22 protein-coding genes, 1 tRNA gene and 1 pseudogene are annotated in these 23548 nt (G+C 58.5%); 4 read left to right on the forward strand and 20 right to left on the reverse strand.

Annotated elements, in window-relative coordinates; genetic code table 11:
• Window positions 1–118, forward strand: a pseudogene (locus G1C95_RS12855) (IS30 family transposase); the annotation flags it as partial.
• 86 nt (window positions 119–204) lie between these two features.
• Here G1C95_RS12855 and G1C95_RS06880 read toward each other — a convergent pair.
• The 8 genes from G1C95_RS06880 to pyrH form a co-directional block, all read right to left on the reverse strand.
• A complete protein-coding gene (locus G1C95_RS06880) occupies window positions 205–1761 on the reverse strand; it encodes an anthranilate synthase component I (RefSeq protein WP_169172235.1) in 1557 nt (518 codons plus the stop codon).
• Window positions 1758–2159, reverse strand: coding sequence for a phosphoribosyl-AMP cyclohydrolase (gene hisI / locus G1C95_RS06885; protein WP_205832751.1), 402 nt, complete (start codon window positions 2157–2159; stop codon window positions 1758–1760). Before hisI ends, G1C95_RS06880 begins: the two co-directional genes overlap by 4 nt.
• A gap of 33 nt (window positions 2160–2192) precedes the next feature.
• Window positions 2193–2963, reverse strand: coding sequence for an imidazole glycerol phosphate synthase subunit HisF (hisF, locus tag G1C95_RS06890; protein WP_169172236.1), 771 nt, complete (start codon window positions 2961–2963; stop codon window positions 2193–2195).
• A gap of 112 nt (window positions 2964–3075) precedes the next feature.
• On the reverse strand, window positions 3076–3939 hold the full coding sequence (locus tag G1C95_RS06895) for a formate/nitrite transporter family protein (protein WP_169172237.1): 864 nt from the start codon (window positions 3937–3939) through the stop codon (window positions 3076–3078).
• Window positions 3940–4041: 102 nt separating this feature from the next.
• On the reverse strand, window positions 4042–5226 hold the full coding sequence (rlmN, locus tag G1C95_RS06900) for a dual-specificity RNA methyltransferase RlmN (protein WP_417852266.1): 1185 nt from the start codon (window positions 5224–5226) through the stop codon (window positions 4042–4044).
• A 162-nt stretch (window positions 5227–5388) separates the two neighbouring features.
• Window positions 5389–6375: a phosphatidate cytidylyltransferase gene (locus tag G1C95_RS06905; RefSeq protein WP_169172239.1), complete on the reverse strand. Its 987-nt coding sequence runs from the start codon at window positions 6373–6375 to the stop codon at window positions 5389–5391.
• Between the two features lie 147 nt (window positions 6376–6522).
• Window positions 6523–7074, reverse strand: coding sequence for a ribosome recycling factor (frr, locus tag G1C95_RS06910; protein WP_169172240.1), 552 nt, complete (start codon window positions 7072–7074; stop codon window positions 6523–6525).
• Between the two features lie 63 nt (window positions 7075–7137).
• Entirely contained in the window at window positions 7138–7887 is a 750-nt protein-coding gene (gene pyrH, locus G1C95_RS06915; protein ID WP_169172241.1) for a UMP kinase, read from the reverse strand.
• A gap of 141 nt (window positions 7888–8028) precedes the next feature.
• On the opposite strand from pyrH, the gene G1C95_RS06920 reads away from it, so the two are divergent.
• On the forward strand, window positions 8029–8751 hold the full coding sequence (locus G1C95_RS06920; protein WP_169172242.1) for an aldose epimerase family protein: 723 nt from the start codon (window positions 8029–8031) through the stop codon (window positions 8749–8751).
• A 61-nt stretch (window positions 8752–8812) separates the two neighbouring features.
• Here the strand turns inward: G1C95_RS06920 and G1C95_RS06925 are convergent, their stop codons facing one another.
• The 3 genes from G1C95_RS06925 to lepA form a co-directional block, all read right to left on the reverse strand.
• On the reverse strand, window positions 8813–9196 hold the full coding sequence (locus G1C95_RS06925; protein WP_169172243.1) for a transcriptional regulator: 384 nt from the start codon (window positions 9194–9196) through the stop codon (window positions 8813–8815).
• A gap of 83 nt (window positions 9197–9279) precedes the next feature.
• The gene (gene hemW / locus G1C95_RS06930; RefSeq protein WP_169172244.1) at window positions 9280–10539 is read right to left on the reverse strand and encodes a radical SAM family heme chaperone HemW; all 1260 of its coding nucleotides are present in this window, start codon (window positions 10537–10539) and stop codon (window positions 9280–9282) included.
• The gene (gene lepA / locus G1C95_RS06935) at window positions 10539–12422 is read right to left on the reverse strand and encodes a translation elongation factor 4 (protein ID WP_169172245.1); all 1884 of its coding nucleotides are present in this window, start codon (window positions 12420–12422) and stop codon (window positions 10539–10541) included. Before lepA ends, hemW begins: the two co-directional genes overlap by 1 nt.
• 141 nt (window positions 12423–12563) lie before the next feature.
• Here lepA and rpsT point away from each other — a divergent pair, with 141 nt between their 5' ends.
• Window positions 12564–12824, forward strand: a complete 261-nt coding sequence (rpsT, locus tag G1C95_RS06940) for a 30S ribosomal protein S20 (protein ID WP_169172246.1) — start codon at window positions 12564–12566, stop codon at window positions 12822–12824.
• Between the two features lie 93 nt (window positions 12825–12917).
• On the opposite strand, the gene G1C95_RS06945 is transcribed toward rpsT, so the two are convergent.
• From G1C95_RS06945 to G1C95_RS06970, 6 genes are all read right to left on the reverse strand, one after another.
• Window positions 12918–13670, reverse strand: a complete 753-nt coding sequence (locus G1C95_RS06945; protein ID WP_169172247.1) for a trimeric intracellular cation channel family protein — start codon at window positions 13668–13670, stop codon at window positions 12918–12920.
• A gap of 130 nt (window positions 13671–13800) precedes the next feature.
• Window positions 13801–14928, reverse strand: coding sequence for a branched-chain amino acid aminotransferase (locus tag G1C95_RS06950; protein WP_169172248.1), 1128 nt, complete (start codon window positions 14926–14928; stop codon window positions 13801–13803).
• Between the two features lie 262 nt (window positions 14929–15190).
• Window positions 15191–15805 (reverse strand): 50S ribosomal protein L25/general stress protein Ctc, encoded by a 615-nt coding sequence (locus G1C95_RS06955; RefSeq protein ID WP_169172249.1) that lies wholly within the window; start codon window positions 15803–15805, stop codon window positions 15191–15193.
• Window positions 15806–16080: 275 nt separating this feature from the next.
• Window positions 16081–16154, reverse strand: a tRNA-Pro gene (locus G1C95_RS06960).
• A 107-nt stretch (window positions 16155–16261) separates the two neighbouring features.
• On the reverse strand, window positions 16262–18394 hold the full coding sequence (der, locus tag G1C95_RS06965) for a bifunctional cytidylate kinase/GTPase Der (protein WP_169172250.1): 2133 nt from the start codon (window positions 18392–18394) through the stop codon (window positions 16262–16264).
• Window positions 18391–19161 (reverse strand): pseudouridine synthase, encoded by a 771-nt coding sequence (locus G1C95_RS06970; protein WP_169172251.1) that lies wholly within the window; start codon window positions 19159–19161, stop codon window positions 18391–18393. Before G1C95_RS06970 ends, der begins: the two co-directional genes overlap by 4 nt.
• Before the next feature lie 233 nt (window positions 19162–19394).
• Between G1C95_RS06970 and G1C95_RS06975 the strand changes: the two genes are divergently transcribed.
• A complete protein-coding gene (locus G1C95_RS06975; RefSeq protein ID WP_169172252.1) occupies window positions 19395–20378 on the forward strand; it encodes an MIP/aquaporin family protein in 984 nt (327 codons plus the stop codon).
• On the opposite strand, the gene G1C95_RS06980 is transcribed toward G1C95_RS06975, so the two are convergent.
• Genes G1C95_RS06980 through G1C95_RS06990 form a run of 3 tightly spaced genes read right to left on the reverse strand, consistent with a single transcriptional unit; the run spans window position 20277 to window position 23544 of the window.
• Window positions 20277–20579 carry a DUF3017 domain-containing protein gene (locus tag G1C95_RS06980; RefSeq protein WP_169172253.1) on the reverse strand — a complete coding sequence of 101 codons (303 nt, stop codon included), beginning with the start codon at window positions 20577–20579 and terminating at the stop codon, window positions 20277–20279. The genes G1C95_RS06975 and G1C95_RS06980 overlap by 102 nt on opposite strands.
• 48 nt (window positions 20580–20627) lie before the next feature.
• Window positions 20628–22268, reverse strand: a complete 1641-nt coding sequence (gene purH / locus G1C95_RS06985) for a bifunctional phosphoribosylaminoimidazolecarboxamide formyltransferase/IMP cyclohydrolase (protein WP_169172254.1) — start codon at window positions 22266–22268, stop codon at window positions 20628–20630.
• Window positions 22216–23544: a cell division protein PerM gene (locus G1C95_RS06990; RefSeq protein ID WP_470287742.1), complete on the reverse strand. Its 1329-nt coding sequence runs from the start codon at window positions 23542–23544 to the stop codon at window positions 22216–22218. Before G1C95_RS06990 ends, purH begins: the two co-directional genes overlap by 53 nt.
• Between the last annotated feature and the right edge of the window lie 4 nt (window positions 23545–23548).

The raw sequence follows: 23548 nt of genomic DNA on the forward strand, positions 1-23548 counted from the left end.
CATCGACGACGGCCAGGTCCGGACCGTATACGACGCTATCAACCACAGACCACGCAAACGCCACGGCTACAGGACACCCTGGGAAATCCACCATTCAACAACGTTGCACTTGCTCTGAAAATTCAAGGGCAGAAAACTGGAAAATGAGGCAGAAAAGAAAATGCCGCCCATTGGTTATGGACGGCATTGACGGGTGAGTGAAGCTCACGCACTCTTGAGTTGGGCGGCGATTTGGATGGCTTCAACGCTGGCTTCGGCCTTGTTGCGGGTTTCCTGCCACTCGTTGGCGGGCACGGAGTCCAGCACCAAGCCGGCACCGGCCTGCACGGAGGCCTGATGGTCGCGCAAGAAAGCAGTGCGGATGGCAATGGCCATATCCATATTGCCGGAGAAGTCGAAGTAGCCCACGGTACCGCCATAAATGCCACGGTCGGCAGGCTCCAACTCATCGATGATTTCAATGGCACGCGGCTTGGGGGCACCGGAGAGCGTACCTGCGGGGAAGGCGGAGGTGAACACGTCGAATGCTGTCATATCATCGCGCACCTGACCGGTGACCGTGGAGCAGATGTGCATGATATGGCTGAAACGTTTGATATCCATAAGCTGCACGACTTCCACCGACTCCGGCTTACACACACGGCTCAAATCGTTGCGTGACAGATCCACGAGCATGATGTGTTCGGAGCGTTCCTTGGGGTCGGACAACAGCTCCTTGGCCAGTTTCTCATCTTCTTCGGGCGTGGCACCGCGCGGACGCGAGCCGGCGATCGGGAAGGTCATGGCATGGCCGTTGTCCACCTTGATCAGGGTTTCAGGACTGGAGCCAATCACGTTGAAGTTGCGCCCGGCCGCATCGGTGAGCGACATGAAATACATGTAGGGGCTGGGGTTCAGGGTGCGCAGCACGCGGTATACGTCGAAGGGATCGGCCGGCGAATCGATGTCGAGTCGCTGGGAGACAACAACCTGGAACACGTCACCATCGATGATGTGCTGGCGCGCGGCTTCCACCCAACGCTCGTATTCGGCTTTGGCGGTGCGGAAGCGAAGTTCCGGCTGCTTGGCATTCGGATCGAGCACGTTGACGCGTGCTTCACCAGGCGTGGGCGTGGCGGCGTCGCGCTGCATGCGATCGAGTCGCTTCAACGCATCGTCATATGCCCAGTCGGCGCGTGTGGGCTTGTCGTCAATATTGACGGCGTTGGCGATCATCCACACCGATCCGGAAACGTGGTCAACCACCGCAATATCCGTAGCCAAGGCCAGCGCCAATTCGGGCTGACCGGTTTCATCCGGGGCCTCAGCCCTCAGTGTCGGTTCCCAATGGCGAATCGCATCCCAGCCAACCGAACCAACCAAGCCAGAGGTGAGATTCGGCAGACCCTTAACCTTCGGAGCTTTCAGGGCCTTAAGCGTGGCGTGAGCCACCTCCATCACATCGCCCTGTGTTGGTATGCCGGTCGGCACCTTGCCGAGCCAGTCGGCCTGCCCATTCTTGGAGCGCAATTGGGCGATGGAGTTGACGCCGATGAAACTGTAGCGTGACCATGAGCCGCCGAATTCCGCTGATTCAAGAATGAAGGTGCCGGTTCGTCCGCCCGCCAGACGCTCATAGAAGCCCACAGGGGTCAACGAGTCGGCGAGCAGCCTGCGCACGATGGGGATGATGCGGTAGCCTTGGTCGGCGAGTTCATGGAATTGCTCACGGCTCGGCCAAGTGCCGCCCCATGCAAGATGCTCAACGCTGCATTCGCTCATCGTTGTCCCTCCTGTTCCGCAGTACGATTACCCACAACCACTGGCAGCGGCCCGCCTTCGAGGAAGCAGCTACGTTTGCCAGTGTGGCAGGCAGCGCCCACCTGATCGACTTCGATCAGCAGTGCGTCGCCATCGCAGTCAAGGGATACCGATTTGACGTACTGCACATGGCCCGAAGTGTCGCCCTTGCGCCAGTATTCCTGGCGAGAACGAGACCAGAACGTCACGCGACCGGAGGTCAGCGTGCGACGCAGCGCCTCGTCGTTCATATAGCCGACCATCAACACTTCACGGGTGTCGAATTGCTGGATAACCGCAGCGACCAATCCCTTGGCGTCGCGCTTCAGCCGATCCGCGATACGCGGATCCAGTGTTTCGCTGTTATCGAACTGCTCCATAATAATTTTGTTCTTTCTGCGATCTGCGATGCTTTAGCGCACGGTGTAGCCGGCCTTGCGCAGCTCGGCTTTGACGTCGGCGATGGTCATGATGCCATAGTGGAACACGGAGGCGGCGAGCACCGCGTCCGCACCAGCGGCGATGGCCGGGGGAAAATCCTCGACCTTGCCCGCGCCACCCGAGGCGATGATCGGAATCTTGACCTCGCGACGCACGGCTTGAATCATTTCGATGTCGAATCCCTGCTGGGTGCCGTCAGCATCCATGGAGTTAAGCAGGATTTCGCCTGCGCCCAGTTCCTCAGCGCGTTTAACCCACCAAATCGCATCGATGCCAGTGGATTTGCGCCCGCCCATCGTGGTGACTTCAAACCCGGACTGGGTGTGCTGTTCGCCCTGTTCGCGGCGCGCATCCACCGACAGCACCAGCACCTGGTTGCCGAAACGGTCAGCCACGCGACTGATCAACGTGGGGTCGTTGATAGCCGCCGTGTTCACGCCCACCTTATCTGCGCCGCAGCGCAGCAGGGAATCTACATCTTCGGGAGTGCGCACGCCGCCACCAACGGTCATGGGGATGAACACCTGTTCGGCGGTGCGCGAAACCACGTCGATCATGGTGTTGCGATGCGAGCTTGAGGCGGTTACATCAAGGAAGGTCAGCTCGTCCGCACCCTGACGGTAGTATTCGGCGGCGAGTTCCACCGGATCGCCGGCATCCTTGAGGTTTTCGAAATGCACGCCCTTGACCACTCGTCCGGCATCGACGTCCAGGCACGGGATGACTCGTACCGCCAGCGACATGTTCCACTCCCCTTAAGGTTGTTTGTCTTATTGTCCGGCTTCCCAGACTACCGGCTCTACGTTACATCGCACGGCTATGTCCGAATACGGGAATGAAGATGGGGCGTATGGCTCAGTCCTTGCGGGCGTTGACGAACCAGTAGGCCCAAGCCACGAACACTGCGCCGCCGATAATATTGCCCAACGTAGCGGCGGACAGGTTGTAGAGAATGCCGGGTAGATCCACGGCCGCAGCACCGGCAACATCCGCACCGTAGCCGGCCAGACGGGAGACCATACCAATCGGCAAGAAGAACATGTTGGCCACGCAGTGTTCAAAGCCCATGGCCACGAAGCCTGCGATGGGCAGAAGAATGCCGAGCACCTTGTCGCCCACGGAACGCGCGGAGAAGCCGACGCGCACCGCCAGACACACGAGAATGTTGCATAGGATGCCGCGCACGAAGATTACGCCCCAGCTCAGGTTTATCTTGCCTGCGGCGGTGGCCACGGCGGTGGCACCGACCGCTCCATCATTCAGTCCCATGGTGCCGGCCAAGGCGATCAGCGTGACCAGCACAAGCGCGCCTACCAGATTGCCGAACCAGACGATCACCCAGTTTTTGGCCAGTGCGGTCCATGAGATTTTGCGCGCGGCCAAGTCGGAGACCATCAGAGAGTTGCCGGTGAATAATTCGGCACCGCAGCACAGTACCAGTACCAGTCCCATGCAGAAGGCCAAGCCGCCGACAAAACGCTTCGGCCCCCAAGTCATTGCCGGATCACAGGTGACGATAAGGAAAAACAGTGCGCCGAAACCGATGAATGCACCCGCAAACATCGCGGAGACGAAAGTTTTGCGCTTGCCCATACGGGTTTTGTTCACGCCTGCTTTCTCAACCGCTTCTTCGGTTTCTGCCGGGGTAAGCGCATTGATGTTGACAGCGATGGGCTGCGGTGCGTCTTGGGCAGGCTGCTTGGTGTGCTGCTGTGACATAGAGACTCCATTGACTTAAGCTACAGGTTCGTTACAGTATCGTCACGCAGTGTAGCGGGCATAGTCGATACACGGCAATGCTGTTGCCGCCATTGCCGCCGGTTATGCGGCAGTCGCTTCCCCGCTCTGATCGCCCTTGGCTGCAAGCTGACCACAGGCACCGTCAATATCCTGGCCACGAGTATCGCGCAAGGTTGCGGTGATGCCGGCCTGGTGCAGAATATCCAGGAATCGTTTCTCGTCTTCGGGCTTGGAAGCGGTCCAGCGCGAACCCTCAATGGGGTTGAGCGGAATCGGGTTGACATGCGCCCAATCGTCGCCGTAATGGTTAAGACGCTTGGCCAGCAGTCGTGCGTGTTCAGCCTGATCGTTGATGCCGCGCATTAGCGCGTATTCGATGCTGACACGACGCTTGGAGGCCAGCCAGTAGTCGTGCGCGGCGTCGAGCACCTGCGTGGTGTTGAAGCGTTTGTTCATCGGTACCAGTTCGTCGCGCAGCTCATCGCTTGGCGCGTGCAGCGAGACGGCCAAACGCACCGGAATACCCTCGGCGGTGAGCTTCTTGATGCCGGGCACCACGCCCACGGTAGAGACGGTGATGTTGCGCGCCGAAATGCCGAAACCCTCCGGCGGCATGGCTGAGATCTGGCGTACGGCGGAGAGCACGGACTTGTAGTTACCCATTGGTTCGCCCATGCCCATGAACACGATGTTGCTCAGACGACCAGGGCCGCCTGCGACCACGCCGTCGCGCATCATTTTGGCGGCGATGCGCACCTGTTCGAGGATTTCGCCGGTAGACATATTGCGGGTGAGGCCGAGTTTGCCGGTGGCGCAGAACGGGCAGCCCATGCCGCAGCCAACCTGCGAGGAGATGCACAGTGTGGTGCGCGTCGGGTAGCGCATGAGCACCGATTCGATCAGCGAACCATCGAACAGTCGCCACAACGTTTTGATGGTGGTGCCTTCGTCGGCTACCTGACGGGTGACTTCGCTGATGAGGTTCGGGAAGAATGCGGATGCGGCATCAGCACGTGCCGCCGCCGGGAAGTCGGTGAATTCGGCGGCGTTGACGTCAAAATGCCCGTAATAATGGTTGGCCAGCTGCTTGACGCGGAATTTGGGCAGGCCCAGTTCCTTGGCCGTGTCGATGCGCTGTTCGGGCGTCATGTCGGTGAAGTGCAGCGGTGGTTTGCCACGGCGGGCGTGGTCTTTGGAGAGCACGTCGCGGAACGCGCCCGTCGTGCCGCCGGGGGTGATGCCGGTTTCAGGCTGGTCGGAGTTCATGGGGTTGGTTTCGCTCATAGTGACCTCTTTAATGACGGGTGGAGATCCCTCGGCTACGCTCGGGATGACGAAGTAATGAACATCGGAATGACAATAATGAACGCTGGGATGACAGTAGACAGTAATGGTCGGGATATCGGTAGTAAGTTATGCAATAACGAATTACAGTCCGGTGACCCACAGCAGTGCGCAGGTGAAGGGTGCACTCATCAGAATCGAATCGACGCGATCCATAACGCCGCCATGGCCTTTGAGCAGGTGCCCCATGTCTTTGATGCCGATATCGCGCTTGAGCATTGAGGCGCACAGATCACCAAATGTACCGACGGCACCAATCAGGATACCGGCGACAATCGGCACCCACCAGCGCGTGGCCCAAGCGGCGGCGTCATAGGTGCAGGCGAACACGGCGAAGGCACCAGCCATGGCGAACAGCATCGAACCGATCAGGCCTTCGACCGATTTCTTCGGAGAAATACGCGGCGACAGCTTATGCTTGCCCAACCAAGCGCCGGCGAACAGACCGCCGGTATCAGACAGAGCTGGCAAAAAGACCAGCATAATTGCGTGAGCTACGGGGTGCCCGTTGAACGTCAGTGGGATGATGATGCAGCTGGCGAGCAGCGGAATATACAGCACCGTGAGCACGGAGACAGCCACGTGGCTCAGGCGCGAATGGTGCTGTTCCCCACCCTCGTGGTTAAAGGAGGATTCAAGACGCGCACCGGCATCGGTGCTGGACAGTTTGCTGGCCACAGCCAGAGAAAGCCTGTTACCAACGCTGATTTTAGCGCTGGCCGCTATGGCGACCAGGATAATTGAAATGATCACGCTCAACGACATCGTGATCAGATGATAGGGCGAATAGTAGGTGGCGAACAGGGTGAATGCCGAGCATATCCACAGCATGATGACAGGAATATGCAGCCCCACCGTGGCAAAGTCCACACGCAGCTCCCACAGAGCCAGCACCATGAATACCACGACCAAGCCAACGAATACATCGATGCTGATCAGCAGGCAGGCGAGAATCAGAATAACCAGCGCTGCGCCGGTGGCGATGGCTTGAGGCATGTTACGCCCGGTTTTCTTATTGATTTGGTCGAGGGCCTCCTCGGCCTCCTCATGGAGTTGTTCGTTGCGTTCCATGTTCCTCCAGCAGTTGCACCGCTAATCCTTGACAATAATAGCGAGCACCGCGTAATTCATGCGCCACCGGCGCGACGACAATAAACAAGCCCGGCGAATTGCCTGATATTGCAGGGATTCGCCGGGCTTTACATCAATGAGAAGGAATCAGACCTCCATGATTTCCTTCTGCTTGGTTTCCAGCAGGGTGTCGATTTCGTCGGTGACCTGCTTGGTGACCTTGTCCAGATCCTTGAGCAGACGATCGCCTTCATCTTCGCCCATATCGCCGTCCTTGACGGACTTGTCGATGGTTTCCTTGGTCTTACGGCGGATGTTGCGCACGGCCACCTTGCCATCCTCAGCCTTGGTCTTGGCGAGCTTGACGTATTCCTTACGGCGTTCCTCGGTGAGCTCCGGCATGGTGACGCGGATCACATTGCCGTCACGGTTCGGGTTCACGCCCAGCGGCGAATCACGCAAGGCCTTTTCCACGGCCGCAGCCTGGGTGACGTCGAACGGGGTGATGGCGAGGGTACGCGGCTCAGGCACGCCAATGGTGGCCATCTGCTTCAGAGGCGTGGGAGCACCGTAGTAGTCCACGGTGATGCCGTTGAGGAAGGCCGGGTTGGCGCGACCGGTGCGGATGCCTGCGAAGTTTTCCTTGGTGTTCTCAACGGTCTTGGTCATTTGTTCTTTGGCCTGATCGACGAGGGTCATAGTCACTCCTTATATGCTTGTGTACTGTTCGTCCGTGAACGATTATGTCTGATTGTAGTCGGCTTATTCGGCAAGCGTGGATTCTGCGGTGGAAACCAGCGTGCCGATTTCATCGCCCACCAACGCGCGGGTCACGTTGCCGGTGCCTTCAAGGCCGAACACGCGGATGCGCTTGCGGTTGTCGCGGGCCATGGACAGTGCCGAGGCGTCCATAACAGCCAGGTTGTCAACCAGTGCGCGGTTGTAGCTCAGGGTGGCGAAACGCTTAGCGTTCTCGTCCTTGCGCGGGTCGGCGGTGTAAACACCGTCCACACCGTTCTTGCCCATCAGCACCTCATCGCAGTGGATTTCGAGGGAACGCTGGATGGAAACCGTATCCGTGGAGAAGTACGGCATGCCGGCACCGGCACCGAAAATCACCACACGTCCCTTTTCAAGATGACGAATGGCCTTCAGCGGGATGTACGGTTCGGCGACCTGCCCCATGGTGATAGCGGTCTGTACGCGCGTGGCCTGGCCCTCCTGCTCCAGGAAGTCCTGCAATGCCAAGCAGTTCATCACCGTGCCAAGCATGCCCATGTAGTCGCCGCGCGAACGGTCGATGCCCGCCTGCTGCAGTTCGGCACCACGGAAGAAGTTGCCGCCGCCGACCACGATTGCGACCTGCACGCCCTGTTGAACGGCCGGCACGATTTCTTCAGCGATGCGACGGACAACCGTCGTATCGATGCCGACCTTACCACCGCCGAATGCTTCGCCGGATAGTTTGAGCAGCACCCTGCGGGGCTTGTCGCCTGCGTCTTCGCCAGTCATAGTTGCCTTTCTCTTAAGGCCGTAAATTGCCGTCACTCAGTATAGCGAAGGGTGTAGCAAACATTACGGCGCAACATGACGAATCATATGGCGGAGCATGTGGCGAATCAGGAGTAAGGTTGGTGCGCGGAGGCGATAGTCATGGGACTATGGGATAAGATTGCCGAGTCGTTGCATATTCATGCGCCAAAGAAAACAGCCGCGCCGGGCGAACCGATGACGTTCGAGCAGGCGAAGGAACTGCTTACAACCACATTATTGGAGCAGCCGCTATCGGATATGAAACTCACCGCCCAACGCGCGAAACGACTCAACGACGAGATGCCGCAGTTTGTCACCTTCGCCATGTCGCACTATTTCAATCGTCCGCGTCTAGTCCGATTCACCAACGAAGGCGGCAAGCAGATCGACGCCGATGCCATCAGCCGACTGTTCGCGCAAACCACCATTCTGCAGTTCGAATGCGAAATTCAGCGGATGATAGGCGATCTTGACGAAATGCGAGGACGGTTGCGCCCAGACCAAATCGGCCACGTTGACCCCACACCGATTATCGAGCAAACCAAGCGAATCCTCGCCGCCAGCACCGCTACCAAGGGAGACAATGGCACTGGCCACCTCGATGGGCAGGCGCGAGCATGGCTGTATGCTCTTATGGATCAATCCAGTGACATCGATGAAGCCACGGGCGGCAACCAGCTTGGCATTCTCAAAGCTTTGGGGAATGAGCAGGCCGGTTCAATCGCCGAAACCGCAGCCAGCGTCTTAAGCAAAGATTGCAACGAGTCGGTACCCGCATATTGTGTTGATCCGACGGCAACCACCACTGATTACATGAAGGCGTACGCAATCATCACCGAATAATCGTGCGGCCGCTTCCTCATCAATTCTCGATACGTTGGAATCGTTGAAGCAGGAACAACTTCTATTCCAGCGTATCGAGCACGTCATCAATCAGGGTGCGCTCCTGCATGGCGCCACCGCCTTCCTTGAGACGCGGGAACCGGCGCATCGCGTTGGCTGGGCTTGCCTCAGCCGCACGTGCCACGTTTGATTTGCTTGCCCCGTGCGCCACGGCTTTTTCGGCCAAACGGTCTACCAACGAATCAGACACCTGCCGCATCCGTTCGGCCACCCATAGCTGCGCCAGATCCGCCGACAGTCCGTAGTCCTCCTCCAATTCGCTGGAGGCCTCCTGCACGGCGGCCCATAGCACCATGAACGGTTTGCGATAATAGGCGATTTGTTCGGCGGCCGGCTCCCCCGCCAACGCTTCCAACGCCTTGCGATCATCCGTGTTTTCGCTCATAGCATCCTTTCCAAGACGCTTCTGACACAATCCGACATGATGACAGACTGCGGTGCAACCGCGTGACTGCGCTCATCGCGTATTCACAAATCCAGCAGTTCGAAGAAACGCTCGATAAGCAGGTCATTGAGCAAACGCCCGCGGCGTGTGGCGACGATGCGGCTGATGCCGGTTTCATCCGTGATGCAGTCGATTAATCCCTCGTCAGCCATGCGATGCAATGCAGCGGTGTCGATGCGAACGTCGGACTGTGCTTCAAGGGCATGAATGTCAAGTCCGTCGCGAATGCGTAGGGCGAGCATGAGCCTTTCCTCAAGATCTTCGTTGCGGCTGATGGTTTCACTGCCGGCCCATGGCATTTCGCCCTTTTGAATATTGAGCCCCCACATACGCGGATGCGCGATATCCCACGCTCGAAGACCAGTGGTCTGCGGGTGCGGCTGCAGCGCGTTGCAGCCATCGATTGTGTCGTCAATGGCGTTTGCAGTCACGCGCGCGTCTACAACGGCGTTGTAATGACTGTAAGCACCAGGGCCAAGACCGGCCCAATCAACATTGCGCCAATAGCCAAGGTTGTGGCGCGATTCGTAGCCCGGACGCGCCCAATTGCTCACCTCGTACCAGGTAAGGCCAGCCTCCGACAACAGTTCGTCAGCGATTTCATATTTCGCAGCCTCATCGTCGTCGTCAGGCTTGGGCAGTATGCCGGCGGCAATCTGTCGCCCCATTTTCGTGGTAGGTTCCACGGTCAGCGCATAGGCGGAAATGTGGTTCACGCCCAAGTCTATGGCTGTGCTGACGCTGGTGCGCCAATCATCCAAGCTCTCCCCCGGCGCGCCATAAATCAGATCGACACTGCTGGCTAATCCGGCCGCGTCGGCTGCGCGTACGCCGGCCTCAACATTGGCGGGGGTATGCGTGCGATCCAAGGTGGAGAGCACATGCGGCACCGCCGACTGCATGCCGAAGGAAATACGCGTGAAACCGCCGTCTGCCAGTTGTCTGATGTAATCAGCATCCACAGTGTCGGGATTGGCTTCGGTGGTGATTTCCGCACCGGGATTGATACCCCATATCTCGCGAATCGCGTTGAGCATCGCTACTAAATCGCCGGCTGGCAGAATCGTGGGCGTGCCGCCGCCGAAGAACACGGTTGAAACGGCAGGCTCATCAATGCCATGGGCGAGTTGCCAATCGCGTGCCAATCGCATCTCGCGAATCACCATAGTGGCGTAATTGCCGCGTGAGGCGCCACCGCCGAGATCGACCGCTGTATACGTGTTGAAATCGCAATACCCGCAGCGCCGAAGGCAGAACGGCACATGCACATAGACTTCGTACATCAGCCTTCGGTTTTCTGGGCGGCGCGGATCTTGTCCTTGGTGTCGCGGTCGTTGGCGGAGTCGTCGCCGGTGGACAGGGCGGCGATGAACGCCTCCTGCGGCACCTCGACATGTCCGAGCATTTTCATGCGCTTCTTGCCGGCCTTCTGCTTTTCCAGCAGCTTGCGTTTACGGGTGATGTCGCCGCCATAGCACTTGGCGAGCACGTCCTTGCGCAGGGCGCGAATGTTCTCACGTGCGATGATGCGCGAGCCGATCGCGGCCTGAATCGGGATTTCGAACTGCTGGCGAGGAATCAGCTCACGCAGTTTCTTGGTCATCATCACGCCGTAGCTGTAGGCCTTGTCGCGGTGCACGATGGCGGAGAAAGCATCAACCTTCTCACCCTGGATGAGAATGTCAACCTTGACGAGGTCGGCGGATTGTTCGCCATCCTCGTGGTAGTCAAGCGAGGCATAGCCCTTGGTGCGCGACTTCAATGCATCGAAGAAATCGAACACGATTTCGGCCAGAGGAATACGGTAATGCATCTCCACACGGTCGGTGGAAATGTATTCCATCGTGCCCATGATGCCGCGGTGCTCCTGGCACAGATCCATCACCGCGCCGATGAATTCCTTGGGGGTGATGATGTCGGCGGCGACCATCGGTTCGACGATGTTCTTGATTTTGCCGTCGGGGAATTCACTTGGATTGGTGACATGGACCTCGCTGCCATCCTCGGCGGTCACATCGTAGGTGACGTTGGGGGCGGTCTGGATCAGATCGAGGCCGAATTCACGGCTCAAACGTTCGTTGACGATTTCCATGTGCAGCAGTCCGAGGAAGCCGCAACGGAAGCCGAAGCCCAGTGCCACGGAGGTTTCGGGCGTATAGATCAGGGCGGCGTCGTTGAGCTTGAGTTTGTCGAGTGCGTCGCGCAGTTCGGGGAACTGGGCGTTGTCAATCGGGAACAGACCGGCATACACCATGGGCTTGGGGTCACGGTATCCGGGCAATGGCTCGGTGGCCGGTTTGGCAGCGGAGGTGATGGTGTCGCCCACCTTGGATTGGCTGACGTCCTTGGCTCCGGTGATCACATAGCCGACCTCGCCGGCGCCAAGCGCCTTGGTGGGGGTCATGTCCGGGCTGATCACGCCGATTTCGATGGGATCGTGGGTCATGCCGATGCCCATCATGTGCAGCTTCTCGCGGCTGCGCAGCTCGCCGTCGACCATGCGGATGTAGGTGACGATGCCGCGGTAGGAATCGTAGACGGAATCGAAAATCAGCGCGCGTGCCTGGGTGTCCGGATTGCCCTTGGGTGCCGGCACGTCCATCACGATCTGATCGAGCAGATCGGCCACGCCTTCGCCGGTTTTGCCGGAGACGCGCAGTACCTCATTCGGCTCACAGCCGATGAGACCGGCGATCTCCTCGGCGTGTTTGTCTGGTTCGGCGGAGGGAAGATCAATTTTGTTGAGCACGGGAATAATGGTCAGATCATGATCCATGGCCATGTACAAGTTGCTCAGGGTCTGCGCTTCGATGCCTTGAGTGGAGTCGACGAGCAGCACCGCGCCCTCGCATGCGGCCAAGGCGCGTGACACCTCATAGGTGAAATCCACGTGCCCTGGGGTGTCGATCATGCCAAGCGTGTATTCGGTGCCGTCGAAGGTCCACGGCACGCGCACTGCCTGGGATTTGATGGTGATGCCGCGCTCCTGCTCAATGTCCATGCGGTCAAGGAACCGGTCGCGCATCTCGCGCTCGGGCACGATGCCGGACAGTTGCAGGATGCGGTCGGCCACAGTGGATTTGCCGTGATCGATGTGCGCGATGATGCAGAAATTGCGGATCAGTGACTGATCCGTGGACCCCGGCTGATTGTGCTGGACGACCACCGAATATGCCTCCTCGTTAAGTTCGCAAACTTCAAGTATCTTAGCGGACGGTGTGGGCACGGCGTGGCATTGCGTGCTTTTCCACGGGCCATGCTATCCTAACAGTTTTGTATGTCCTTATAAACATCGTTTGGAGTAAACGTGGCAAACATTAAGTCGCAGAAGAAGCGCGTGCTCACCAATGAGAAGGCGCACCTTCGCAACGTGGCTGTGAAGTCCGGCCTGAAGACCGCCATCCGCGCCACCCGCGAAGCTATCGCCGCCGGTGACAAGGCCGCCGCCGAGGCCGCCTACAAGGTCGCCGCCCAGAAGCTCGACAAGGCTGCTGGCTCTGGCGTGATCCACAAGAACCAGGCTGCCAACCGCAAGTCCGGTCTCGCCGTGGCCATCAACGCCCTGTGAGTTTAGCGCTTCATACGCAACGCTGAAGACGCAGAAAATCCCGCGAATCACATCGATTCGCGGGATTTTTTCGTTATATTCCCGTTAATTTGATTATTGCTTGTCCTGCTTCTCCCCCGAATTTTCGCCGGACGCAGACTTGCTGGCGATATTCGGCCGCTTAAGGTATTTCGCTTCGCTGGGTAAATACACGTTATGCCGTTCGACAGCACCTGGCACACCAATGTTGAATCGCACGGACAACAGACGCATCGCCACGGCCAGCGCCACAATCGCCAGATCCAAACCAATCTCGCCTTGCAGATTAATCAGCCCGGCAAAATCAGCCTTGCATACGAACACAGTGGCCACGCAGGCCACCGCCGCCGGCACGAAATACCAGTGACGATCGCGAATAATCATCGGCACTTCGTTGATCAGAGTGTCACGAATCAAACCGCCGCCAAGCGCGGTGAACATGCCCATAAATGCTGCGGTCATGCCTGAGGCTCCCAATCCCATGGCCTTGGCGGTACCGTTGACCGCGAACAATGCCATGGCCAGGGCATCGAGCGTAAGCATGGACCATTTCAGTTTGTCGACTTCCGGATGCAGCAATGCTACGGCGATGCCGGAGGCCAATGCGGTCAGCACCAGTCCTTTATCGGAAACTCCCACCGGTGTAACGCCAAGCATCACGTCGCGGATGATGCCGCCGCCCAAAGCGGTCAGCCATGCGGTGATCAGAATGGCGGTGATGTCGTACCCTTTGCGCACGGCAGACAGTCCTCCGACCATGGCGCAGCAGAAGATGGCCACGTATTCGATTCCCAGTATGAATCCGCTGGTTTCCAGCGCCACCGTCATGGCGAACCTCTCTTCTATACAACAAAAGGGGATGGAATATTCCATCCCCTTGAAGAGTGTAGCCTTCGTCCGACTTGAGTCAGTTATGCAACCAACCCGTGTCGTTTCTCACTACGCATTGTTTGGTGTGTCAGGCGACGCGCCACATCCAGTTGTGCGGATCCTCGATCTCGCCGAGCTGGATGCCAAGCAGTTCGTTGCGCAGGTCAACGGTGAGCTTACCGGAGCCGCCGTCGGCGACGGTCACATCGAACTCTTCGGACTTGAAACGTCCGATAGGCGTGATGATAGCGGCAGTACCGCAGGCGAACACCTCGGTGACCTCACCGGACTTAATATCCTCAAGCAGCTGAGCCAGCGGAATCATGGTCTCGACCACGTCGATACCACGATCCTGCATCAGCTGAATCAGGGAGCGACGAGTCACGCCGGGCAGAATGTTGCCGGTCAGCGACGGAGTCTCCACATGTCCATCCTTGTGGACGATCATCATGTTCATGCCGCCGAGCTCTTCCAGGTAGGTCTTGGTGGCAGCATCCACGAAGCACACCTGTTCGCAGCCATTGTCAATGCCCTTGTATTCGCCGAGCAGGGAGGCAGCGTAGTTGCCACCGCACTTGGCGAAGCCGGTGCCACCAGGGCCGGTACGGAACCACTTATCTTCCACCCAGATGCTCACGGGCTTGACGCCACCCGGGAAGTACGGGCCGGAAGGAGATGCGATCACGCAATAATCGACTTCCTGCGGGGCACGCACACCAAGGAACGGCTCAGAAGCGAACATGAAGGGACGCATGTACAGCGTGTATTCGCGGCGGGTGGGCACCCAGTTCACATCACGCTTGACCAGCGCGGCCACGGAACCGATGAAATCGTCGATCGGCAGTTCCGGCAGGTACAGACGCTTGGCGGAGTTCTGGAAACGCTCGGCGTTCGCATCCGGACGGAACAGCCAAGTCGATCCGTCGGCGTGACGATAGGCCTTGAGGCCTTCGAACACTTCCTGCGCATAGTGAAGCACGGAAGCACCCGGGTCAAGCTTAAGCGGCGCATACGGCTCGATGCGACGATCGCCCCAGCCTTCGCCCTTGGTCCAGCTCATGTGGGCCATGTTGTCGGAGAACAGCTGGCCGAATGCCGGCTTGTCGATGAGTTCGGCGCGCTTGGCGTCGGAGGCCGGATTGTCGTTCGGCAGGATGGTGAACGGTTCGGTCAGCTTATCCAGTGCTGCCGGATCGTGATGCGTGTTTTCAGTCATCTCGTATTACTTCTTCTTGACTTTGCGGCGTTGCGCCGCTGTTCAATGGGGCTGCCTTGCGCTTGTGGCGTATGGCCTGCTGTTTACTCTTGCACATGCGTGTGTCGCGCGTGCGACTGAGTTCACATGGTGAAAGGCGTTTGGATGCATAAACCGGTGAACCCGCGCCGCCTATGCGCGGTCACGGGTTCACCGGTTGCGTGATGGTATTACACCATTATCGTCTCGCAAGTGCGCATGCGCGCTCCGGAGACGTTTTCACTCACTGAGCGTCGGCGGCCGGAGCGGCATCGGCGGCCGGAGCAGCCTCAGGGGCAGCGGTGGATTCGGTGGCATCAGCCGGCACCTCAACGGTGACCACGGACTCTTCGAGGTCATCCATATCGAGCTCGGCGCCTTCGGGCAGCACGACGTCCTTGAGCAGCACCTTGGTGCCGTCGGTCAGGCCTTCGACGTTCACAACGATCTTCTCAGGCAGGTTGGCCACATCAGCGCGAACCTTGAGCTCCTGCACGTCGACGAACGCCACAGCGACGCCCTTCGGGGTGCCTTCGACGAACACCGGCACCTCAACGTCGATCTTCTCGCCGGCCTTGACCTCGAGGAAGTCGATGTGCTCGATGATGCGCTTGACAGGGTTGCGCTGCACGTCCTTGACGACGGCCATCTTGGTCTGATCGCCAAATGCGATGGTGAACAGAGCGTTGGTGTGACGCAGAGACAGGGTGGTCTCGCGCATCGGCAGAGTCACGAAAGCGGGCTCTTCGCCGCCGGCGTAGATGGTGGCGGGGATCTTCTTGGCGACGCGCAGACGGCGGGCAACGCCCTTGCCGAACTCGTTGCGGACTTCGCCTTCAAGCTTGATGGTGGTAGCCATGGTTACTCCTTGGTTGTGTTACTTATCGTTTTGTCCTGTTTGACGCCACGACGCGCCGCAGAACGTCCCAAGGAGGGATGATTTACGCCGAGTCGATAACGGAAGCCGTTTGCACGCTTCCCTCGCCAAAGCAACAGCAATCTATGATACTCGCCCTTCGGACATTGTGGTTATGTTGTTTGAATCGTTGAGGACAACGCGCCCCCTCCGTGTTCGGCATATTGTCCAAAAACACGAAAAAGCCCCGAAATCGTTAAGATTCCGGGGCTTATCGGTCGGGCCGGCGGGATTTGAACCCGCGACCCCTTGACCCCCAGTCAAGTGCGCTACCAAACTGCGCTACGGCCCGAACATTGCTTTTTGCAACAGTTGGATAATTTACCATAGATCATCCACAGTGCAAAACATAGCGTGTCGCGCTACGCAGCAGGTACAGCAGCACAACTGGCTTACGGCTTATTTGCGCTTCTTCTCGCGGATATTCACCGAGATTTGAATCGGCGTGCCTTCGAAGCCGAATTCCTCACGCAGGCAGCGTTCGATGTAGCGACGGTAGCCGTGCTCAAGGAAGCCGGTGGCGAAGATCACGAAGCGTGGTGGACGTGTGCCAGCCTGGGTGGCAAAGAGGATGCGAGGCTGCTTGCCACCGCGCAGCGGATGCGGGTGAGCGGCCTGAATCCTGCCGAGGAAGGCGTTGAGTTTGCCAGTGGGAATACGCTGATCCCAGCTTTCCAACGCCTGATCCATCGCGTTCTTCAAACGGTTGGTGTGCCAACCAGTTTTCGCGGAAAGGTTCACGCGTTGCGCCCAGGTCACGCGATCGAATTCGGTAATCCACAGGCGTTCCAGACGCTGCTTGTCGAATTCGTCCATCGCATCCCATTTGTTGAACACCAGCACGATGGCACGGCCAGCGTCCACGGCGGTGGACATAACCTTCAGATCCTGGTCGGAAATCGGCTGGGAGGCATCAAACAGAATCAATGCCAGTTCAGCTCGTTCGATGGCGGCCTGCGTACGCAGCGACGAATAGTATTCCGCACCCGAAAGCTTGTGTTGACGACGCTTGATGCCAGCGGTGTCGATGAACAGCCAATCCTCGCCGTCAATATCGATAATCTCATCCACCGGATCGCGCGTGGTGCCAGCCAGATCGTTGACCACCGAACGTTCCTCGCGGGCCAATTGGTTGAGCAGCGAGGATTTGCCCACATTCGGACGCCCCACCAAGGCCACGCGGCGCAGCCCTGAAGGTGTGAGATAGCCGGAGGTTTTCTCGGCCTTCTTGAGTTTGTTCAGGGCCTCATCAAGCAGGTCACCCACTCCCCTGCCATGCATGGCGGAGATGGCGAACGGCTCGCCCAGTCCAAGCTTCCAGAATTCGGCTGCCATGTATTCGCTGGCCTGATCGTCAAGCTTGTTGACGGCCAAGGTGACCGGCTTTCCGGCAGCGCGCAGCATTTTAACGATGCGCTCGTCGGTATCGGTCATGCCCACCAGGCCATCGACCACGAATACCACGGCGTCGGCCAGGTGCACGGCGATTTCCGCCTGTGAGGCAATGGCCGAATCGATGCCTTCAACATCGGCTTCCCATCCACCCGTATCCACGAGTTTGAAGTCGACACCGGACCATTCGGCATCATAGCTCACGCGATCTCGCGTAACACCCGGCGTATCCTCCACCACAGCGGCACGACGGCCGAGAATGCGGTTGACCAGTGAGGATTTGCCCACATTCGGACGCCCCACGATGGCAAGCACGCCCACCGGCTTGCGACGGGATTCGGCAGGACCGTCAGCGAAGGCACGTCCGGAGACCAGCGCCTCATCGCTTTCATCCAGATCATAGCCTTCGAGGTTGGCGGCATACTGCTCATATTCCTGCTCTTCGACGGCATCTTCGACGATGCGAATCAGCACGTCGAGCGTTTGGGCGAAATCCATGTCGGAATTGTCCACAGTGGTCACGCCTTCGGCGGCCGTCAGGAAGCTTGTCACCTTGGAATCGGCTTTGTCGCGGGCAGCCACGTCATCGGTGCCAACACCGGGGGCGGCAGCGGTCTGACCAGTACGACGTGCCTGACGAACCTCTTCACGGGCTGTCAACAGCACACGCACTTCAGCATCAGGGGCCACCACGGTGGTGATATCACGTCCCTCAGCCACCACACCGGCTCCCTCGGAGAACGAGTCAGCGGAAGCCTCACGGGCGATATAGGCGCGTTGCGCCGCGATAAGCACGTTGCGCACGGGGATGACATTCGACACCTTGGAAACATGTGAGGAAACCTCGGCCGATCGAATCGCCTCGGAAATATCCTCACCGTCTGCAAACACGCGCGGGTTGTCGGGATCAACGGAAATATCAAAATGATCACCGGTGAAGAACTCCCCCACCGTTTCGGTGACCAGACGCTCGTCCACCTGTTCGGCATCCAAATCGATGCCCTGCTGGAGGCACCACCATGCGCAGGCGCGATACATGGCACCAGTATCGAGATAGGCGTATCCGAAGTACTTGGCCAAGGCCTTGGACGTGGACGATTTGCCTACGCCAGCCGGGCCGTCGATGGCGACGCGAATCACAGGCCGACCTCCTTCTGCAGCGAGCGGATCTCGGCCTGGCTGAGCACACGGTAGGATCCGGGCTTGAGTTCTCCGAGCTTGATCGGTCCGATCTGTGTGCGCACCAGACGCTTGACCGGGAAGCCGATGGAGCCGAAGATGCGGCGCACGATGCGGTTCTTGCCGGAGTGCAGTACTACCTTGACGATGGTGGCGTCACGGCTGGAATCGATAATCGCGCAACGGTCGAGCTTGATCCAGCCATCGTCGAGCTGCACGCCCGTAGTGACCAGACGACGGCACACAGTGCCGGAGATCTTGCCTTCAAGCGTGGCGATATAGGTTTTCTCCACCTCATACTTGGGGTGCATGACGTGCTGCGACAGTTCACCGTCGTTCGTCATAAGGATCAGACCCTCGGAATCGTAATCCAGGCGACCCATGTGGAAAATGCGATCATACTTATCGCCCACAATGTCGCGCAGTGTGTAACGTCCCTTGGGATCGTCCATCGCGGACAGCACACGCTTGGGCTTGTTGAGTGCAAGCGTGACATGGTTCGGATTAACATGCACGCGCGAACCGTCCACGCGCACCTGCTGTTTCTTGGGATCGACCCTGGAGCCGAGTTCGGTGACCAGTTCGCCGTCCACCTCAACGCGGCCTTCGGTGATCATATTCTCGCACTTGCGGCGCGAACCGAAGCCCGCCTGAGCGAGCAGCTTCTGCAGTCGAATGGAATTGGAATCATCATGCGCCTTTTCAGCGCGGGAATATGCGTGTGGCATCGTTCTCCCAACGTGGCCGAGCAGGCTGGCACCGATAGCTGCCCCGAATCAGCGGGGGGAATCAGACGAATCGGAATACACCATAGCCTGTCAATGTATATTGCAAACGTCGCATTCGGCTGTCATTGTCAGCCAATTGCAACCTTACTATCATACCGCAAGGCTTGACTGCTGCTAGACTGTCAGTCGTTTGTGCGGCTTTGCCGCCTTTCACCAGTTGAAAAGGAAATATTATGGAAGAAACCAAGCAACAGCCGCTGGCCGTGCGCGTGTGCGCGGAACTGGCCGGTAGTTTTCTGCTGTGCTTCGCCATCTACGCATTCTCCACGTGGGGTTCGGCCGTATATGGCGTCAATATCGTGTTTATGGCCGCGGCAACGGCACTTGCCTACGGCACTGTAAGCTTTATTTTCGCGCGTATCAGCGGCGGTCAATTCAATCCGGCTATCACCGTGGCTGCGGTACTGGCTTCCACGACCAAGCTGGTTGACGGCGTGCTGTATGTACTGGCCCAGGTAATCGGCGCCATTGCTGCCAGCTTCGCCGTGGTCAAACTGCTGCCGACGTCCGAACAGGTGACGTCGGTTGTATGGCTGACTCCTGCGGTGAACGGTTTCGAACAGGGCTCGGTTTCGTATTCGTTGCTCAACGGCTATGGCATCACATTCTCGGTGAGCCTAGCAATCGTTGTGGAAGTGCTCGGTTCTCTGATTGTGGTTGCTGCCGCTATGGCCGCAACGGGCAAGCATGGTGAGATTTCGGCGCATTATCCGATTGCCATGGCCGCGGCGTATGGTCTGGCCACTGCAATCACCTATCCGGTGACCGGTGCAGGTCTTAATCCGGCCCGTTCCACCGGTATTGCGCTCGCCACGATGAATGAGGGCCTCACCCAGAATCCGGTGCAGCAGCTGTGGGTGTTCTGGATTGCTCCCGTGCTGGCTGCGGCGGTAGTGGCCTTGGCAATCATCATCGTGCAGATGGCCACCACGCCGAAGCCCGCTCCCTTGCAGGATGCCGATGATGATACAGCGTATGCCGATTTCGTCGAAGATTCCTATGCCGCGGAGCAGCAGTCAGACGAAAATCCTGAAGCGTCCGAGCAGACTGATAATTCAGCCGAACAGGGCGTCTCCGAACAAGCCGAAGAAGCTGAAGTAGGTAATCAGCAGGCCGACGCCCAGGCTGATGCCGATGAAGGAATCGAACGCCACTGAGCGTACTTTCCACGGGCTGCGTTCGCGCAGAATCAAGCGAATCAGCCCGGTTGCGATGGCCGTCACGGAAATCAATACCGTGGCGGCCATCGTGTATCCGAGACCTGCGAGCACGGCGACCACTACCACGATCGCGCATACAATCCATTCAAACCAAGGTTTGCCTTCATGTGCCTCGGATACATACGGGTGGTTGTTCATTGGATTCCTATCGATAGGTTCCTTGGAAAGGTTCCTTGGGGCTGCCAATCAGTGGCAGAAGTGACGGATGCCGGTCAGATACATGGTCACGCCTGCGGCCTTGGCCGCTTCGATAACCTCTTCATCACGGATGGAGCCGCCGGGCTGCACGATGGCCTTCACACCTGCGTCGATCAGCACTTGTGCACCGTCGGCGAAGGGGAAGAACGCGTCGGAGGCAGCCACAGCACCGTTGGCGCGATTCGCACCATCGGCCAGCGTGTTGGCACGCTCGACAGCCAGGTGGCAGGAATCGACGCGATTGACCTGGCCCATGCCGATACCGACAGTAGCCTGATCGTGAGCAATCAGAATGGCGTTGGACTTCACGCAGCGAATCGCACGCCAAGCGAACACCAGATCCTTGAGCGTTGCTTCGTCAGCAGCCTCGCCGGCCACCAGCTTCCATGCATCCGGATCGTCGCCGGTCGCGTTGATCAGATCCATGTCCTGCACCAGCAGACCACCGTCGATCTGCTTGAACTGGGTGCGGTTCTTCACCGGTTCGGCAACCTTAAGAATACGCAGGTTCTTTTTCTTGGTCTGCAGCAGTTCAAGCGCAGCGGGCTCATAGGAGGGAGCCACGATCACTTCGGTGAAAATCGGACGAACGCTTTCGGCCATCTCCAACGTCACCGTGGTGTTGCAGGCGATCACACCACCATAGGCGCTCACCGGATCACAGGCGTGTGCCTTCTTGTGCGCTTCGGCGGCGGTGGCACCAATGGCCAGACCGCAGGGATTGTTGTGCTTGACCACTGCAACGGCGATGGAGGGAGCCATATCCCACACCGCACGCCAGGCAGCGTCGGCATCCACATAGTTGTTGTAGCTCATCGGCTTGCCGCCCAGCTGCTCGGCATGCGCGAAGCCGGTCTGGTCAAGCGGATCGAGATACAGGGCTGCCTGCTGGTGGCTGTTCTCACCGTAACGCAGCGTGTGTGCAAGATCCCAGGTGCGCGTGAATTGCGGAGCGAACTTGGTCTGGGACTTGTCCGCTGCGTTCTCGTCAGCGTTTTCGGGGGCCGGAGCGACGAAGGTTTCGGGCTTGGGCCAGTGCTTGGCGGTCCACTCATTAATCGTTGCATCGTAGGCTGCGGTGTGTGCGAACGCCTTGGCCGCCAAGTATTCGCGCTCTTCCAGCGAGAATCCGGTGCCATTGGCCACGCGCTCGGCAACCAGTGCATAATCCTTCGGGTCGGTGACGATTGCCACAGTGGCGTGATTCTTCGCAGCGCCACGCACCATGGAGGGGCCACCGATGTCGATCTTCTCGATGATGTCGGCATCGGATGCACCGGAGCGCACGGTGTCGGCGAACGGATACAGGTTCACCACCACCAGATCAAACGGCTTGATGCCGAAGCCTTCAAGCTGTGCCGCGTGCTCGGGGTTGGTCATATCGGCCAGGATGCCGGCATGAATGTAGGGGTGCAGCGTTTTGACGCGACCGTCTAGGCATTCGGGGAAGCCGGTGACCTCGCTCACTTCGGTGACCTTGACGCCCAGTTCGGCGAGCTTCTTGGCCGTGGAGCCGGTGGATACGACTTCAGTGCCAGCCTGAACAAACGCCTGAGCGAGCACTTCGATGCCTTCCTTATGGAAGACGGATACCAATGCTCGGCGTATCGGTCGATTCGTGTTTGTCATCGGATTCCTCCTTGGATGTTTGGGGTTGTTGCGCGTCCGATGGCCGTTCGGAGGCATCTGTCATGATGCCGGCGTTCGGGGATGGTACGGCGCGCGAAGCCTTGATTCTCTCAGCTAACCAGCCTATCGAAAAAACCAGTGCTGTGCCAACTAGCGCCACAAGCCATGCCGCGGCGAGTCCTATGGCAACGGGATGCCCTATGGCACGCGTAGCGGCCATGACATTAACGCCTACATTGGCGAGACGATGCTGGCCGAGCGAACCGTTGGACAATGTGAACAATACTGTGGAGATCAGTGACACCAATCCTGCAGCCAGGCAGAAGGATGCAGCCGGATACGCCAAATTCACCAGTGCCGCACCACGGCGTTCACCAAGGATGGATTGTGGACGATATCCGAAGCCCTGCGGCAGGAACAGCATCAGTAAGCCAACGATCAGCGCCAGTGCCAACGGCAGATTCATCAGTACCATGCGGATGATGTCGTCATTCACCGCCTCGGGCAGAATGCCGAATACCGGTATCGACGGCAAATCCGTTGCCTGGCCTGACCACAGCGTGAAATCCGCCAAATCACCGATGGCGAATCCGGCACCGAACAACCACGAAACGGCCCAAAGCATCACATTGGGCAGCCATGCCACCATGGCCACTGTGGTGAGGATTCTCGATCCTGTTTCCATACCGGAACCCTCGAAAATGGTGACCACTGCCGCATGGTTGTTGACGCACCATACGATAACGGTGATCAGTCCGGCCAACAAAATCATGCCGATGAGCATAGCGGCGACAACAGTGCCCAAAATCAAGCACCGTTTCACTGATACGGATATCTGTGAGGCGATTTTGGCGACTACACCACGCAGGCGTTTGCTGGCGGGAAGCGCGGCACAGGCGAAACCCAATGTGAACACTGCACCGGCCTTGCACAGCACCAGCCACTGGTCATCCGTCAAGCCCACTTCCACGGACCGGCGGAAACCTTCGTTGATGACGAGCCAGACGACTAGCCCAGCCGCATAGGCCGGCAAATCGATTGCCTTCAACCGTGTGGTCACAGTTGCAATCAACCAGATCAGCAATATGGTCAGCAGTAATGGGGTGATGGTCAGTGTCACCGCAGTGGTGGTGAAACCGGAACCTTCGGAAAGTAGCACCAGCGCAAAGGTTAGCGGATTGGTGTGCGTGGTGAGGTTGTCGCCGCCCTCCTCCATGGAGATGACGAGCAGCATCAGGGCCAGATAACAGCCCAAGGCGATGGCGTATATAGCCATGGAT

The organism is Bifidobacterium oedipodis, from assembly GCF_012932425.1.
Lineage (GTDB): Bacteria > Actinomycetota > Actinomycetes > Actinomycetales > Bifidobacteriaceae > Bifidobacterium > Bifidobacterium oedipodis.